Source organism: Acinetobacter sp. yr461, from assembly GCF_900110445.1.
Classification (GTDB): Bacteria; Pseudomonadota; Gammaproteobacteria; order Pseudomonadales; family Moraxellaceae; genus Acinetobacter; species Acinetobacter calcoaceticus.
The window spans coordinates 34,137-49,317 of the sequence record NZ_FODU01000005.1 but is presented as its reverse complement, the minus strand read 5'-3'; the positions used below and the strand labels follow the sequence as shown (position 1 = coordinate 49,317).

The following is a 15,181-nucleotide window of genomic DNA, read 5'->3' as shown; positions in this document are numbered from 1 at the left end:
TTTGTTCAATTCAGATCTGATATGGCCGATGAATTTAAGAAAATAACTTACGCATAAAAACATCTAGAGCTATTTTTTAATTTGGGGGAATAAAAATGTTATTAGCACAGCAGTTGGGGAAATGGGCAGAGCAAACTGCGTTAAACCTTTTACAAGCACAAAACTATGTGTGGGTCACAAGTAATTACCATTCACGCCGTGGCGAAGTTGATTTAATCGTCAAAAGAGGGCAAGAGCTAGTTTTTGTTGAAGTAAAAGCACGCACTATAGGAAATTATGGGCAGGCTTGTGAAATGGTAACGTGGACAAAACAGAAGAAAATTATCAAAACTGCGATGCGTTTTTTACAGCGCTATCCATCTTATCAGGATTTTTATTGTCGTTTTGATGTGATTTGTTTTGATTTTCCACAGAAAATTGCAAAAACAGTACAGCAAGACTTTTCAAAATTCCATTATGATCTGCAATGGATCGAAAATGCATTTACTTTGGATTAAGAGTTCATTACTCTTTTGAGCAAATTTAAGTCTGATGCTTTATGATCAAGCCAAGAAATTGATAGGAGTCTGGTGGAGTGTTAAAACGTATTGCTGTAACAATGCTTTGTGTCGCAAGTTTATCAGGTTGCGCAAGTTTTATTTCTGGTGGAACAGGCACAGCTCCAGTGGGCACAGATAGCGGTGTCCGCAGTTTGGGCCAAGTATTCATTGACTCTTCAATTAAACGTACAGCCAATATCAACATTTATAAACTTGATCAACGTTTCAAGCAGTCACGTATTAATATTGAAAGCTTCCATAGTACAGTTTTATTAACTGGCCAAGTGCCAGACCCGTACTTGAAACAATTGGCAGAAGACAATCTTAAAGCCATGAGTGATGTGAAAGCCGTACATAACTATATTACGGTGGGTAACAAAGTTAGCTACAACACCATCATGCAAGATGCAGGTGTAACAGCAAATACACGTGCTCTTTTAATGAAGGCACCTGTGGTTTCAGATAGTAAGGTTTTGGTACATACCGAAGACGGCGTACTTTATGTAATGGGACGTTTAAATACAGCTGAAATTAATGATTTAAATAGCGTCTTACAAAACGTCGGTAACGTTACCAAAATTGTTACTTTAATTGATAACGTTGATTTGGCGCCTGCACCAGCCGCAAGTACGGGTAGTGCAACAACTACACCGATTATTAATAACGTCATTGCTCAACCAACAGTTCAAACACCTGTTGCAATTGATCCTGACCAAACAGATCCTGCTTCGACTGCACAGTAATATATGAATCTGATTGAACAACTACAAAGCAAAATTGAACAGGCGCGAACTCTCTATAAAGAGTTCCGCCTGTATGATTTGGGGAGTTTTGCTTTAAACCGTTTTACGCCAAAAGATGGTTTTGAACAGGTTCCAAATATTCGTTATGGCCTAAAGCCTCGCCACCGTTTGGATGTTTACCGATCTGTTAAAAAGCTAACTCATCAACCTCTCATTGTTTTTGTGCATGGTGGGGCTTGGCAGCATGGTAATAAACGAGATTATCTTTTTATTGGTGAGACATTTGCCAAAGAAGGTTATGACGTTGCTGTTATTAACTACCAGTTAGCGCCTAAAAATATTTTCCCAAGTTTTGTTGATGACCTGACTCAGGCATTGAATTATTTGCATCAAAACCAAGGGAAACTGGAAATTTCTACAGAAAATATTGTACTTATGGGGCATTCAGCAGGGGCATTTAATGTGATGTCTGCTGTTTATCACCCTGATTCAACTAAAATTGAGTGTTTAGGGAAAATTAAGGCAATAATCGGTTTAGCTGGCCCCTATCATTTTGACTATAAAGGTGACCCACTGGCCGAAGATGCTTTTGATCAAAGCACCTCTTATAAAGAAGTCATGCCATATTATTTCGTTAATCAAAATAATATTAAACATTACCTTTTGATGGCTGAAAATGATCAGATTGTAAAAAAACACAATACTTTAGATATGGATCAAGCGCTTAGAGAGAAGGGTAATCACAGCCATATCGCCGTGATTCCTAAAACTGGACATATTACAATTTTGGCCAGTCTCTCTAGTTTTATTAGTCATTATTTTAGGACTAAAAGAACGATCTTACATTTTCTTGAAGAAGTGTTTTAAACGAGAATATCGCTTAAAACACAACAGATTACCCAGCTTGGGTAATCTGCATAATCATTGAATGAGCAATACTACCTTTAAATGGAATTTCAGGTAATTGATCAATCTTGAAGAATTGTGCATCTGCAATTTCTTCTTCTTGCAGCTTAATTTCACCAGACTCATATTCTGCTCGAAACGCAACCATAAGGTTACTCGGGAAAGGCCAAGGTTGACTTGACATATATTGAACATTTTTGAGTCTTAGGCCTACTTCTTCAAAAGCTTCACGTTGTACCGCTTCTTCAAGAGTTTCACCAACTTCAACAAAACCTGCAATCAAACCATACATATTGGTTTTATTGTGGACTGACTTCGCCAGTAAGATTTCATCATCACCTCGAGTAATGACGGTAATAATGCACGGGTTTACACGAGGATATTGGTGATAGCGACAAGATGGGCACACCATTGCATATTCAGTTGGATGAACTTCTGTCGGATGTCCGCAGTGACTACAAAATTTATGATTGCGTCGCCATTCAAGTAACTGTACAGCACGGCTCGCTTGCAAAAACTGTTCTTTCGACCAACTTGTAATGAGTTGGCGAATTGGAACCAGTTGTAAGCCTTCTGGTATAGCTTCCTCAGCAAGCAAGTCACGTGCAATGACCTGCTCATCATGAGTGAAAAGTAAATCACTTGCTAACTTTTCGACTTTGGGTAGTTGAAGGTTTTGATCAACCAGTAATTGTTGATGATGGAAAATATAAGCAAGTGATAATTCAGACATTAAGCTGCCTTTTTTTGAAGTTGTTGACTACTCGACAATGCTACATTAAACATGGATTGTAGAACAGGTTGTTTATTTTTTAAATTGTCAACCAACATGTCAAGGCCTGCTAATACGTTAAAAATACAGTGAATTTGTTCTGTATTAAACGGCTGGTTTTGTTCAAGTTGTTGTTGAACAAATTGAGCAGTTTGAAGTAAAGCATCTTGTTGAATTGTACTTCCTAGAAATTCGGCTGCGCCAGCTAGCTCTTTTAATGAACCTGCAATTGCTTCAATATTTTGTGTCTGATCATTTGCATACAATGTAAGGCTCTGACAAATAAAATCAATTAAATTTTTTGTCTCGGTGAGTAAGGCTTGATGTGCCTCATCAAGACGATCTAAAGAAATATTTGTATTGTTCACATTAAGCTGTAAACGACTAGACGTATATTGGCGTACCAAAATACCAATTGAGTTCATGGCAGACAAAATGCTGTCCATAAGCTGCTGAGCATAGTTTTCATTACTTAATATATTGAGCTGACTTAAACTATTTGCCTGTTGAGAGAGTTCAGATGCAGCTTCATCAAGATTAAGCAGTTTAAATGTATAGGCTAATTGCAAAAGGCTCGTTTGTAATTGTTGTGCTTTTTCAGTCGACATATTTTGATAGTTATATTCAATATCGTTACGCACTTTGTTCATTTCGTTCAATATTAATTGGCTGACTGTGTGCATAGTGTCAAAGTCAGGCCCATAAAGATGACGGCTTAAAACGAGCAATTGAGTGTCTGTAGGTATTTCTTCACCGATATGGAGTTGGTTGCGAATATGGTGAGCAACCTCATCTTCTTGAGCGATAACTATACTTAAAATATCTGCAAGTGCAGCCAAATCAGGCTTAAAAGTTTCAGGGCTTGTTAAGAACTGACCAATATAACTTTCAATATTAATGAGTACACGTAGGCGTGAATCATTTAAAAGCAGGTTATCAATATGGCCGAAAGCATAATTTACGAGTTGCCAATATTGTTGGCTTGGCTGATGGTTTGCCATGCTGACCAAATAGGTCCCAATAAGTTTAAAAGCTTGAAAATTATGATTAGCTTCTGTCTTGTTTAAAAATTGATGTAGAGATAGCTTATAGAGTTGATGGATAAACTGAGTTTTTTCATTAATCAATACTTCTGGTAATGGGAGTTCAAGCGCAGTATTTGCAAGTAAAGGAGCAATCGCTTGTCCAGAAGATGTCAGTGGTTTATTTAAAGCTAATTCTAAATTGTTTAATGTATTAAGAAGAAACTGAGGTACTTGTAATTCACGCAAACAGATAAACTCAATATACCGTTTTACCATGGTCGTGCCTTCACTCAGTGCAACCACATCATTGGTATTAATTTGCGTTGGTTTCGCAATAATTTTTTGCATCAGCTCAGTTGAATATTGAGTGATTTTTGCAAGATAGGGGATATCAATTAAACGGAGGACTTGAGTGCATTGCTTAAATTGTTCTAATGCATCATCAATACCGAAAGGGAGTGTTTGTTCCTCAATTAAAGTACTTACTGCGCCTTCAACCAGTTTTATTGAACGATCAATTTCATGTTTAATGATGAGTAAAGCTGTTGGATCGAAATGAATCGAAGTATGCTCAGACATAAACGTTCCCCTTTGCAAAAAAAATCAATTGTTATATTCGTAGTGCTCGGTAATTTGAGCTAAAAATCTATGTGACTAATATAACTTAACTTACAAAGGGGAAAAGCTAAAAACGCTAAAGAATCAAAAATTTATTTTGCAAAAAGGCAAGGTTCTCCATGTTTTTTCTCAAATTCTTTGACCCAAGTCTCATGTGTATTTAGCTCTTCTTCGGAAGGAAGAATAACGGGTAGTTCAATTTGAACTCTGGTTTTATTTGCTGTGTTCAGGCTATTTTCACTTTGAGATAAGGCATCTATATCAAAAGAAACCTGTCCACCTGTCATTGCTAGGTAAACATCTGAAAGAATTTCAGCATCGAGTAAGGCACCGTGGAAAGTACGGTCACGTGCTGGAATTTCATAACGTCTTACGAGGGCATCAAGCGAGTTTTTTTGTCCTGGATGTTTGCTTTTCGCTAAAGCTAAAGTATCTGTTACCTCACATACTTCAGAAAGCGCAGGAAGGCCAGCGCGTCTAAACTCCATATCAAGGAAGTTCATATCGAAGGTCGCGTTGTGGGCAATAATCTCTGCGCCTTTTAGATAATCAAAGAGCGTATCGGCAATATCTGCATAGAGCGGTTTATCTTTTAAGAAATTATCACTGATACCATGGATATTTTCTGAGTCGCCCACTGGTTTTTGCGGGTTAATATAAATATGAATCGAGCTACCGGTGAGTTTCCGGTTAATCATTTCAATGGCGCCGACTTCAATAATGCGGTCACCATCTTGGAAATAGAAACCAGTGGTTTCTGTATCAAGAATCAGTTGTCGAGGCCCTTGTAATTGTAATTTGGCTTCGGTCACAACAACCTGAGGGTGAATGTTATTGATTGGCTGCTTACTTTCTGGCTCAGCAGCTTTAACTTCAATAACTTCTTCTTCCACAATAATCATCTCAACTTCTTCGGGCTGTTCAAGATCAATATTATCTTCTTCTGTTACTTCTGCTATATCAAACCCAAAAGGGTCATCAAGTAACCAATCCTCTTCAGGCTTTTTTATATCTTGCAGGGCAGTTGCTTGAACTGTTTTTTTTTGCAGGGCAGTTTGATCAGCTCCGATATTTGCAAGCTCATCGGCCATTTCGTTGCCTGCATGTCCAGCATGGCCTTTAATCCAATGCCACTCAATATTTCGACCGGCACAGACGGCATCTAATTTTTGCCAAAGGTCAGGATTTTTTACATCCTTCCAGTTTTTCTTTTTCCAGCCATGAATCCATTCAGTAATTCCTTGCTTCACATAATTTGAATCTGTCCAGATAATTAAATGAGCATCGGTTGGGCAAAATGAAACACCTTCAATAGCAGCAGTGAGCTCCATGCGGTTATTGGTTGTATCCGGTTCACCGCCAAATAATTTATGTTCACCCTGCTCGGTAATGACATATGCGCCCCAACCACCTAAACCCGGATTGCCACGACATGCACCATCAACATACAGTGTGATTGTTTGAGACATAAATCGAAACCTAAACTAAAAGAAAAAGAACTGAATATGGTGTATTGTATACGCAAAAAGTTCGGTTCCATCGTAACAAAGCAAGGTTTTTTTAATTTCTTGTAACATTTCCATGCAAATGACATCAAATTATTGCCTTGTCTATCTTGCACGCTTTAATACAATGGCATCGAAGACCTAGGGTTTGTGGCCAGACCCCAAAAAATATTACGCGAGTTGTTTGGAAGTTTTTATGTATAAACCAACCACATTTGTGTGGCAGCCATCTGCGGCATCATTGTTCAAAATTACCGTACTTAGCTCTGCTTTAGCTGCGTTGGGTATTACAACAGGCTGTTCATCGACTCCGCAATCTGCAAAAACCTCTAAATCGAAACAGGTCAGCGGTGCAGGTTATTTAGATGCAAGTAGTCTTGACTCTTTGGAAGACTTACTTTCAGCAACCGATATGCGTGCTGTAGAAGGTGATCGTCTGCTTATTTTAAAGCATGGTGATGTCTGGAAGCGTATGTCTGTTGGTTTCAAAATGGACTTGAATCACTGGGATTCACGTATTGAAGCTCAGCGTAGCTGGTTTATTTCTCGTCAGCCTTACCTTGATCGCTTGAGTGCTCGTGCCAGTCGTTATTTGTACCATACTGTGAAAGAAGCAGAACGCCGTGGATTACCGACAGAACTTGCATTATTACCTGTAATTGAAAGTTCTTATGACCCAGCTGCAACAAGTAGTGCAGCAGCAGCGGGGCTATGGCAGTTTATTCCAAGTACTGGTCGTATTTATGGCTTAAAGCAAACAGGTATGTATGATGGGCGTCGAGATGTCGTTGAGTCGACTCGCGCAGCTTATGAATTTTTAGGAAGTCTCTATAATCAATTTGGTTCTTGGGAACTTGCTTTGGCGGCCTATAATGCTGGCCCGGGACGTATTCAACAGGCGATTAACCGCAACCAAGCTGCGGGTTTACCGACTGACTATTGGTCATTAAAATTACCTCAAGAAACGATGAACTATGTTCCACGTTTCTTAGCTGTTGCTCAAATTATTAAAAATCCAAAGGCTTATGGTGTAGAACTACCGCCAATTGCAAATAGACCCCATTTCCGTGAAGTGACTTTATCAGCACCTTTAACATTAAATGAAATTGCTTCTACAGCAGGATTAAGCCGTGCAGAACTTTATGCATTGAACCCCGGATATCGTGGTGAAGCAGTAGACCCTGCGAGTCCAATGCGTATTTTGATTCCAGCAGATTTAAGTCCTTCAATTGATAATAAATTAAGAGGAACAAAATCGGGTGGTGGCTCAGGCTGGTGGGCAAATGTAACTTCACCGTCTACCCCTACAACGGTTAGTCCTTCTACTACAGTAACAACAAAAACAACACCAACAACACAAGTTCAGCCAGTTAAACCTTCTTCACCGGTGAAGAGTAGTTCAACTGCTTCAAAATCTACACCACGTGGTTCTGATGCGTTAGCTGCATTTGCAGCATCGGCAGATGTACCGAGTGCGCCGCGTATTCCTGTAGCTGTGACTAATGCAGCTAACATTAAGCAGCCTGTTAAGATGGAGCCACCAATTTCGGCTTCTGAACGTGAAAAGATTTTAGCTGCTGTTCGAGCTGAAGGTGCAAAAGAAACTGTAGATCAAGCTTTACAACCGCAAGCAACTCAAGCCGAGAAAGATCAAGTCGTTGCTGAGTTAAAAGCAATTGCGCCGCAAGGAACTGAAATTGTCGATCCTTATGATGGCAAAATTAGGTTAACTGCAATTCAGACGAGCCAGTCAGTTGCAGAGCAACAAGGTAAAGAGGTAAGTAGAGGTTTTGCTTATCCAAAAACTTTAGCTGAAGACGCGACTGTAGCTAACTCTGAAGATGGGCAACGTAATAAAGATAAACCTTATATCAGAACTGATACTGATGTCGTAGTTGTACAGCCTAAAGGTAAGCGTAGTACGTATACAATTCAGCCAGGTGACACTTTAGCCGTTATTGCCATGAAGAATGGTGTGAACTGGCGTGATGTGGCTAAGTGGAACCAGATTGATCCAGAAAAGACTTTGTTTGTAGGAACTAGTCTTTATCTCTATGATGCTAAACAACAAGAAACTCAAAGTACTTCGAAAAGTACGGCTAAACCAGATGTGTATGTGGTTCAAGCCAATGATAGCTTAAGCGGTGTCGCTAACCAGTTTAATTTGTCAGTAAAGCAATTAGCTGAATATAACGATTTATCAATAACGGATGGTTTATTTGTTGGACAAAAACTACAGCTAAAAGAGCCGAAGAATAGTCGCTCAAGTGCTAAAGCAGAGCCAAAAACAGTTCAAGCAAATGCGCGACGTATTGCAACTAAGAGCTATACCGTCAAACGCGGCGAATATCTTAAATTGATTGCAGACCGTTATGCACTATCTAATCAAGAGCTTGCTGAATTAACACCTGGTTTAACTGCTGGTAGTAACTTGATGGTGGGCCAAAAAATTAATGTGCCTACTCAAGATATTTCTGTAGATACAGTCGCTGATACCAAAATTTCTAGTAAATATGAGAAAGCGACGCTAAGTACTTCTTATAAAACAGAAAGCTATAAAGTGCAGCGTGGTGATACTTTATCAAGCATTGCAAGCAAATCTAAAATTAGTTTAGCTGAACTTGCCGAGTTAAATAACTTGAAGGCGAGTAGTGGTGTTCAGCTTGGGCAAACTTTAAAAGTACCTGCTACTAATACTGTTCCAGAACAATACGTTGTACAGTCGGGTGATAGCTTAAATGCGATTGCGAGTAAATATAACCTGCAAACAGGCTATTTGGCTGACTTAAATGGTTTGTCTCGCAGTGCTGGTTTACGTGCTGGTCAACGTTTAAAACTCACAGGTACAGTTGAAGAAGAAGCACCAACTAAGCCTTCTAAAAATACTAAAGAAGAAACACCTGAGAACTACACAGTTAAATCTGGTGATAGCTTAGGTAATATTGCTAACCGTTACCACTTACAGTTGGATTATCTTGCTGCATTGAATGGTCTTTCACGTAACAGTAGTGTTCGTGTAGGGCAACGTTTAAAGCTAACAGGTGATGTGCCTACAGTAGAGACAGCTAAAGCTGATAACAAGTCGTCAACTAAAACAGTTGCGGCTGGTAAAAACACTGAAAGATATACTGTTAAATCTGGTGAGTCTTTAAATAGTATTGCGAGCCGTGCGGGTATTTCAGTGCGTGAACTTGCTGAAATGAATGCATTAAAAGCGAGTGCTAATTTACAGCGCGGTCAAAATATTGTGATTCCAAAAACTGTTGTGGAATACAAAGTGAAGCGTGGTGATACGTTAATTGGCCTTGCCAGCAAATATGGTTTAGAAACCAATTTATTGGCTGAACTGAATGATTTGACGCCGTCTACTCAGCTTCGCATTGGCGATGTCATTAAAGTGCCTAATTTGTAAAATAATTAGTAACTTATGCATAAATCATATTTTCAACTGAGTCTGCTAGTCGGGCTCAGTGTCGTTTCTCATGCTGTTTTTTCTGCACAGCAAACCACTTCATATATAGCGATTCATTCCAAGCCTAAATATTTGGGAATGATGGCTATGCCATATGCAAACCCTAATGCACCTAAAGGTGGTTTGTTAAGTCAGGCAGCTCAAGGAACTTTTGATAACCTCAATAGTATGAATGGTAAGGGGAATGCGACAGAAGGTGTTAATTATCTTTTTGATACTTTAATGACCCAATCGCTAGATGAAGTCGGGGTTTTATATCCTCTTTTGGCAGAGAAAGTTACGTATGACCCAGAAAAAACGCAGTCTGTTACTTTCTATTTAAACCCTAATGCGCGTTTTAGTAATGGACAGCCAGTCACTGCGGCAGATGTTAAATTTAGTTTTGATGCATATCAGAGTAAGTCCAATTTAGGTTTGCAGATGTACCTTGCTGATTTGGCAAAAACAGAAGTAATAAATGCCCATCAAGTAAAGTTTAGTTTTAAGTCTACGCATAATCCTAAAATGCCTTTTATTTTGGCAACCTTGCCGATTTATTCAAAAACAGATTGGCAACAAAGAGACTTTAGCCGAATTACTCTACAACCTATTGTTGGCTCGGGACCTTATGTGGTTGAACGAGTTGATGCAGGTAGAAGCATTAGTTATAAAAGAAATCTGAATTATTGGGCAAAAGATTTGCCTATTAATAAGGGGCGCTATAATTTTGATCGTTTAAAATATGTCTATTATCGAAATTGGGATATTGCTTTTGAAGGGTTTAAATCTGGGCAATACACCTTGCATGAAGAAACTAACCCCAAAAAATGGGTAACAGATTATCGTTTTCCGGCAGTAAAAACAGGGTTAGTTACTCAATATAAGTTCCGTCACCATAACCCCATCGCCACCGAAAGTTATGTCTTTAACACACGACGAAAACCCTTAAATGATATTCGTTTTAGACAAGCCTTAACCTATGCCTATGACTTTGAATGGCAGAATAAAGCTTTGTTTTATGGTCAATATCAACGCCTTCAAAGTTATTTTGAAAATAGCGAATTGGCTGCAACGGGTCAGCCTTCGAAAACTGAATTAGCAATATTGAAACCATTGCTGCCTAAGTTATCTCCAATAATGCAAAAGGGTGTTTTAGCAGATTGGAAATACCCAGTGTCGGATGCGAGTGGATTTAACCGTCAAAATTTATTAATTGCGCGGCAGCTGCTTATAGAGGCTGGTTATAAAGTTAAAGATGGGCAGCTATTTACGCCTGAAGGGAAAAAAGTTCAGCTTGAGTTTTTAATTCAACAAGATGGTAAGCAACGAACATTAATGCCCTTTGTCCGTAATCTTAAAAAACTCGGTGTTCAAGTTAATTTACGTCAAGTCGACGCTCCTCAATATTTAGAGCGCACCCGCCGTTATGACTTTGATATGACTACGATCAATCTGCCGCAATCTCTTAATCCGGGCAATGAGCAAACTCAGTTTTGGGGGAGCATCGCGGCAGTACAAGATGGAAATTATAATTATGCGGGTATTCGCAACCCCGTAATAGATCAGGTCATTTTAAAATTAGTGGCAAGCAAAAATCGTGAACAACAGATTATTTATACTCGTATTCTCGATCGATTACTGAGGGCTGGTTATTATCAAATTCCGACCTATGGTAAAGGTGAAAACTGGTATGCTTATTGGAATATGTATCAACAACCTAAAACTAAACCAGCACTTTCGTCTGGAATAGATTATTGGTGGAGTGATGCAAACAAAGCCAAAAAAGTTGCTAAATATTTACATCAACAATAAAAAGCACCTGCCATAAAGGAAATCCTGTTATATGGGTTCATATATTCTCAAGCGACTTCTTTTAATGATTCCCACATTGTTTGTCATTTTATTGATTAACTTTGTGGTTGTGCAAATTGCACCGGGGGGGCCAGTTGAGCAAGCAATACATCAAGCTGAAGGTGATTTGGGAATTGGACGTGCATTAAGTGCAGAGACTTATTATCAGGGTGCTCAAGGTTTAAGCCCTGAAATGGTTGAACAAATTAAGGCGCAGTATGGTTTTGATCGATCTGCTCCGGAACGCTTTTTCCTCATGTTAAAAGGCTATTTAACTTTAGATTTTGGACAGAGTTTTTTTAAAGATAAACCAGTCGTGCAATTGCTGTGGGACAAAATGCCTGTTTCTATTTCGCTTGGGCTGGTAAGTACTTTTCTGATTTATTTAATTTCTATTCCGCTTGGTATTAAGAAGGCCAGACAGCAAGGTTCATGGTTTGATCGCTCCACTTCGTTAGTACTTGTGGTGGGATATGCCGTACCAAGTTTTGTATTCGCTATTTTGCTTGTGGTTTTTTTTGCAGGCGGCTCTTATTTTCAATGGTTTCCATTACAAAATCTTGTGTCAGATAATTTTCATCAACTCAGTCTTTGGGGCAAAGTTACCGACTATTTATGGCATATGACTTTGCCACTTATTACGATGGTATTAGGCGGTTTTGCCAGTTTAACGTATTTAACTAAATATTCGTTTTTAGAAGAACTCAATAAACCCTATGTTTTAGCTGCTTATGCAAAAGGATTGAATAGCCAGCAAGTCTTATATAAGCATGTATTTCGTAATGCTATTTTAGTCGTGCTCGCAGGGCTGCCAGAAGTATTGGCAGGTATTTTCTTTGTGGGTAATCTCTTTGTAGAAATTATTTTTCATTTAGATGGTGTGGGGTTGTTGGGCTTTGAAGCCATTCTCCAGCGGGACTATCCTGTTATTTTTGGCGTCTTATTTTTCTTTACTTTATTTAGTCTAATCTTACGTCTCATTTGTGATGTGTTGTACCAATGGATTGATCCTCGGATTCACTTTGACGCACAAGGAGGCAAATAATGTCTTTGATTGTGCGCACACGGTTACAACGTTTTAGACAACATAAATTAGGTTGGGCCAGCTTTATTTTATTTAGTCTAATTTTGCTTTTGTCATTAGCTGCGGAGTTGATTGCTAACGATAAGCCCTTACTAGTGAAGTATGAAGATTCCTATTATTTACCTGTGTTTAATACATATCCAGAAACGACGTTTGGTGGCGTGTTTGAAACAGAAGCAGATTATAAAGATCCGGCTGTGCAAGAACTTATTCATGCTCAAGGATGGGCAGTCTGGCCACTTATTAAATTTTCATATCAAACTCCCAATTTAGATTTAGCAGTTCCTGTGCCATCACCACCCTCCAAGCAGAACTGGTTAGGAACTGACGATCAGGGTAGGGATGTTCTTGCCCGTATTCTCTATGGTTTAAGAGTATCTTTACTTTTTGGTTTGGCCTTAACTTTTTGTTCCGCTTTGTTTGGCATTACTGTGGGCGCCATTCAAGGTTACTATGGCGGTTGGGTAGATTTATTGGGACAACGTTTGGTTGAAGTCTGGAATGGCTTACCCATGCTTTTTATGGTCATGATTTTGGTCAGCATGTTTGTTCCAAACGTATATTGGTTGTTTTTTATTATGTTGTTTTTTGGCTGGACAGTTTTAGTGGGGATTGTCAGGGCAGAATTTTTAAAAGCTCGCCAGCTTGATTATGTTCGTGCTGCTCAAGTGTTAGGAGTGACTGATCGCGTTGTTATTTTTAAGCATATTTTGCCGAATGCAATCAGTTCGAGCTTGTCCCAATTACCATTCATTTTAACAACTAATATTAGTGCCTTAACTGCTCTTGATTTTTTAGGCTATGGTTTACCACCCGATGCAGCATCGTTAGGGGAGTTATTGCTACAAGGTAAAAATAATTTAGATGCACCATGGCTAGCGATTTCAGGTTTTTTTAGTCTGGCTATTGTTCTTTCACTTTTAATTTATATTGGGGAGGCTGCTCGTGATGCTTTTGACCCAAGAAAATAATACAAATGTTACTTCTGCATTGTTGAAGATTGAACATCTTTCGATTCAAACGCTAGATCAAAAGATTTTGTTAGAAGACCTTAATGTGCAGCTTAATGAAGGGGAAACACTGGCTATTGTGGGCGAGAGTGGTTCAGGTAAATCGATTAGCTGTTTAGCAATCATGGGCTTACTACAAGAAAAATTAGAAATAACAGGTCGCGTTTGGATTGGTTCCCAAAATATTCTTGAGCTAGATGAAAAAGCTCAATCCAATGTCCGTGGCCAACAAATTGCCATGATTTTTCAAGAACCTGCCACGGCTTTAAATCCACTACATCAGGTTGAAAAGATTGTAGGTGAAAACCTTGTTTTATTAGGTTTGAGTAAAAAGGATGTTCGACAACAAGTCATTGAGTTACTCACAGATGTCGGAATTAGTGAGCCAGAACAGATTTTAAAACGCTATCCGCATGAGCTTTCTGGCGGTCAAAGGCAACGTGTCATGATTGCCATGACATTGGCACTGCAACCCAAAATTTTGATTGCTGATGAGCCGACTACAGCACTTGATGTAATTTTACAGATCCAGATTTTAGAACTCTTAAAATCTTTACAATCAAAATATGGAATGGCACTTATTTTAATTAGCCATGACTTAAATTTGGTACGTCAATATGCTGATGAACTGGTTGTATTGCAACGTGGGTGTGTTGTAGAGCAAGGTGAGCTTAGCCAGATTTTTGCAAATCCTAAATCCGCTTATACACAGCAATTATTAGAACATGATTTTGGAAATGCAGAATCTCTTGAAATAGAAAATAATATTTTGTCCGTTCAACAACTCAGCGTGCAATTCCCAATTAGAAAAGGTATTTTCAATCGCGTTCAGGGCTATGTGACTGCAATAGAGGGTCTAAGTTTTGATCTTGCTCAAGGTGAGTCACTTGGGGTCGTTGGTGAAAGTGGCGCTGGAAAGTCATCTTTGGCTCTGGCTTTAGTGCGGCTCATTAAAAGTGAAGGGCGGATTAATTTTTTAGGACAAGATTTGAATCAGTTGGCTCCCAAAGCTTTACGTTTGGCGAGATCTGATTTCCAACTTGTATTCCAAGATCCGTTTGGTAGTTTGAACCCCCGAATGACGGTTGGGCAGATTATTGCTGAAGGTTTAAAAGTAAAAGAAGTATTGAACAGTCAGATTCCAGAGCAAGTTAAATCTGTGCTTAATAAGGTTGAACTGCCTGAAGATTTTCAACATCGTTACCCACACGAACTCTCTGGAGGACAACGTCAACGGGTTGCTTTGGCAAGAGCTTTAGTGATTCAGCCGAAACTTTTAATTTTGGATGAACCCACTTCTGCATTAGATCGAACCACGCAAAAAGCTATCATTAAGCTTTTACGCCAATTACAGAAAACTGAACATTTGAGCTACATCTTTATTAGCCATGATCTAAATATAGTCAAATCGTTGTGCCATAAAGTCATGGTATTGCGCCATGCACAAGTTGTTGAATATCAGAAAACTGAACTGTTGTTTTCTAAGCCTAAAACTGAATATACAAGACAATTAATTAAAGCAAACTTTTAAATTAAATCATTAATCAATTGTTTTTAAATGGAATAATTTATTTTTGATTTTTATGCAAAAAGTTGCATATTTTTATATTCTTTAAAATTGACATATGCTATTGTCAGTTATCGATTATGACTTGACATGCCCTATAACTCATCTAA

At 38.7% G+C, this 15,181-nt stretch carries 11 protein-coding genes; 8 read left to right on the top strand and 3 right to left on the bottom strand.

Annotated elements, in window-relative coordinates; all coding sequences use genetic code 11:
• Positions 1 to 95 precede the first annotated feature (95 nt).
• The 3 genes from BMW38_RS09630 to BMW38_RS09620 all read left to right on the top strand — a co-directional run bounded on the left by BMW38_RS09630 (position 96) and on the right by BMW38_RS09620 (position 2,149).
• A complete protein-coding gene (locus tag BMW38_RS09630) occupies positions 96 to 497 on the top strand; it encodes a YraN family protein (protein WP_005042129.1) in 402 nt (133 codons plus the stop codon).
• 77 nt (positions 498 to 574) lie between these two features.
• On the top strand, positions 575 to 1,282 hold the full coding sequence (locus BMW38_RS09625; protein WP_003652832.1) for a BON domain-containing protein: 708 nt from the start codon (positions 575 to 577) through the stop codon (positions 1,280 to 1,282).
• A 3-nt stretch (positions 1,283 to 1,285) separates the two neighbouring features.
• The gene (locus BMW38_RS09620) at positions 1,286 to 2,149 is read left to right on the top strand and encodes an alpha/beta hydrolase (protein WP_092707513.1); all 864 of its coding nucleotides are present in this window, start codon (positions 1,286 to 1,288) and stop codon (positions 2,147 to 2,149) included.
• A 28-nt stretch (positions 2,150 to 2,177) separates the two neighbouring features.
• On the opposite strand, the gene nudC is transcribed toward BMW38_RS09620, so the two are convergent.
• The 3 genes from nudC to dnaQ form a co-directional block, all read right to left on the bottom strand.
• Positions 2,178 to 2,921: an NAD(+) diphosphatase gene (nudC, locus tag BMW38_RS09615; protein ID WP_004641863.1), complete on the bottom strand. Its 744-nt coding sequence runs from the start codon at positions 2,919 to 2,921 to the stop codon at positions 2,178 to 2,180.
• Positions 2,921 to 4,564 carry a chemotaxis protein gene (locus tag BMW38_RS09610; RefSeq protein ID WP_092707511.1) on the bottom strand — a complete coding sequence of 548 codons (1,644 nt, stop codon included), beginning with the start codon at positions 4,562 to 4,564 and terminating at the stop codon, positions 2,921 to 2,923. The genes nudC and BMW38_RS09610 overlap by 1 nt, the downstream gene beginning before the upstream one ends.
• 131 nt (positions 4,565 to 4,695) lie before the next feature.
• Positions 4,696 to 6,072 (bottom strand): DNA polymerase III subunit epsilon, encoded by a 1,377-nt coding sequence (dnaQ, locus tag BMW38_RS09605; protein ID WP_092707509.1) that lies wholly within the window; start codon positions 6,070 to 6,072, stop codon positions 4,696 to 4,698.
• A gap of 232 nt (positions 6,073 to 6,304) precedes the next feature.
• Here dnaQ and BMW38_RS09600 point away from each other — a divergent pair, with 232 nt between their 5' ends.
• Genes BMW38_RS09600 through BMW38_RS09580 form a run of 5 tightly spaced genes read left to right on the top strand, consistent with a single transcriptional unit; the run spans position 6,305 to position 15,035 of the window.
• Positions 6,305 to 9,520 carry a LysM peptidoglycan-binding domain-containing protein gene (locus BMW38_RS09600; protein WP_092707507.1) on the top strand — a complete coding sequence of 1,072 codons (3,216 nt, stop codon included), beginning with the start codon at positions 6,305 to 6,307 and terminating at the stop codon, positions 9,518 to 9,520.
• A gap of 15 nt (positions 9,521 to 9,535) precedes the next feature.
• A complete protein-coding gene (locus BMW38_RS09595) occupies positions 9,536 to 11,371 on the top strand; it encodes an extracellular solute-binding protein (RefSeq protein ID WP_213031135.1) in 1,836 nt (611 codons plus the stop codon).
• A 31-nt stretch (positions 11,372 to 11,402) separates the two neighbouring features.
• Positions 11,403 to 12,455 carry a microcin C ABC transporter permease YejB gene (locus BMW38_RS09590; RefSeq protein ID WP_213031134.1) on the top strand — a complete coding sequence of 351 codons (1,053 nt, stop codon included), beginning with the start codon at positions 11,403 to 11,405 and terminating at the stop codon, positions 12,453 to 12,455.
• Positions 12,455 to 13,465 carry an ABC transporter permease gene (locus tag BMW38_RS09585; RefSeq protein ID WP_092707505.1) on the top strand — a complete coding sequence of 337 codons (1,011 nt, stop codon included), beginning with the start codon at positions 12,455 to 12,457 and terminating at the stop codon, positions 13,463 to 13,465. The genes BMW38_RS09590 and BMW38_RS09585 overlap by 1 nt, the downstream gene beginning before the upstream one ends.
• Complete coding sequence (locus BMW38_RS09580) at positions 13,440 to 15,035, top strand: ABC transporter ATP-binding protein (RefSeq protein ID WP_092707503.1); 1,596 nt, start codon at positions 13,440 to 13,442, stop codon at positions 15,033 to 15,035. Before BMW38_RS09585 ends, BMW38_RS09580 begins: the two co-directional genes overlap by 26 nt.
• Positions 15,036 to 15,181: the final 146 nt, after the last annotated feature.

What these genes read in the sequence shown, in the direction of transcription:
- BMW38_RS09630 (WP_005042129.1), top strand. Translation starts at nt 96, where the DNA reads ATGTTATTAGCACAGCAGTTGGGGAAATGGGCAGAGCAAACTGCGTTA.
- BMW38_RS09620 (WP_092707513.1), top strand. Translation starts at nt 1,286, where the DNA reads ATGAATCTGATTGAACAACTACAAAGCAAAATTGAACAGGCGCGAACT.
- nudC (WP_004641863.1), bottom strand. Translation starts at nt 2,921, where the DNA reads ATGTCTGAATTATCACTTGCTTATATTTTCCATCATCAACAATTACTG.
- BMW38_RS09610 (WP_092707511.1), bottom strand. Translation starts at nt 4,564, where the DNA reads ATGTCTGAGCATACTTCGATTCATTTCGATCCAACAGCTTTACTCATC.
- dnaQ (WP_092707509.1), bottom strand. Translation starts at nt 6,072, where the DNA reads ATGTCTCAAACAATCACACTGTATGTTGATGGTGCATGTCGTGGCAAT.
- BMW38_RS09600 (WP_092707507.1), top strand. Translation starts at nt 6,305, where the DNA reads ATGTATAAACCAACCACATTTGTGTGGCAGCCATCTGCGGCATCATTG.
- BMW38_RS09595 (WP_213031135.1), top strand. Translation starts at nt 9,536, where the DNA reads ATGCATAAATCATATTTTCAACTGAGTCTGCTAGTCGGGCTCAGTGTC.
- BMW38_RS09590 (WP_213031134.1), top strand. Translation starts at nt 11,403, where the DNA reads ATGGGTTCATATATTCTCAAGCGACTTCTTTTAATGATTCCCACATTG.
- BMW38_RS09585 (WP_092707505.1), top strand. Translation starts at nt 12,455, where the DNA reads ATGTCTTTGATTGTGCGCACACGGTTACAACGTTTTAGACAACATAAA.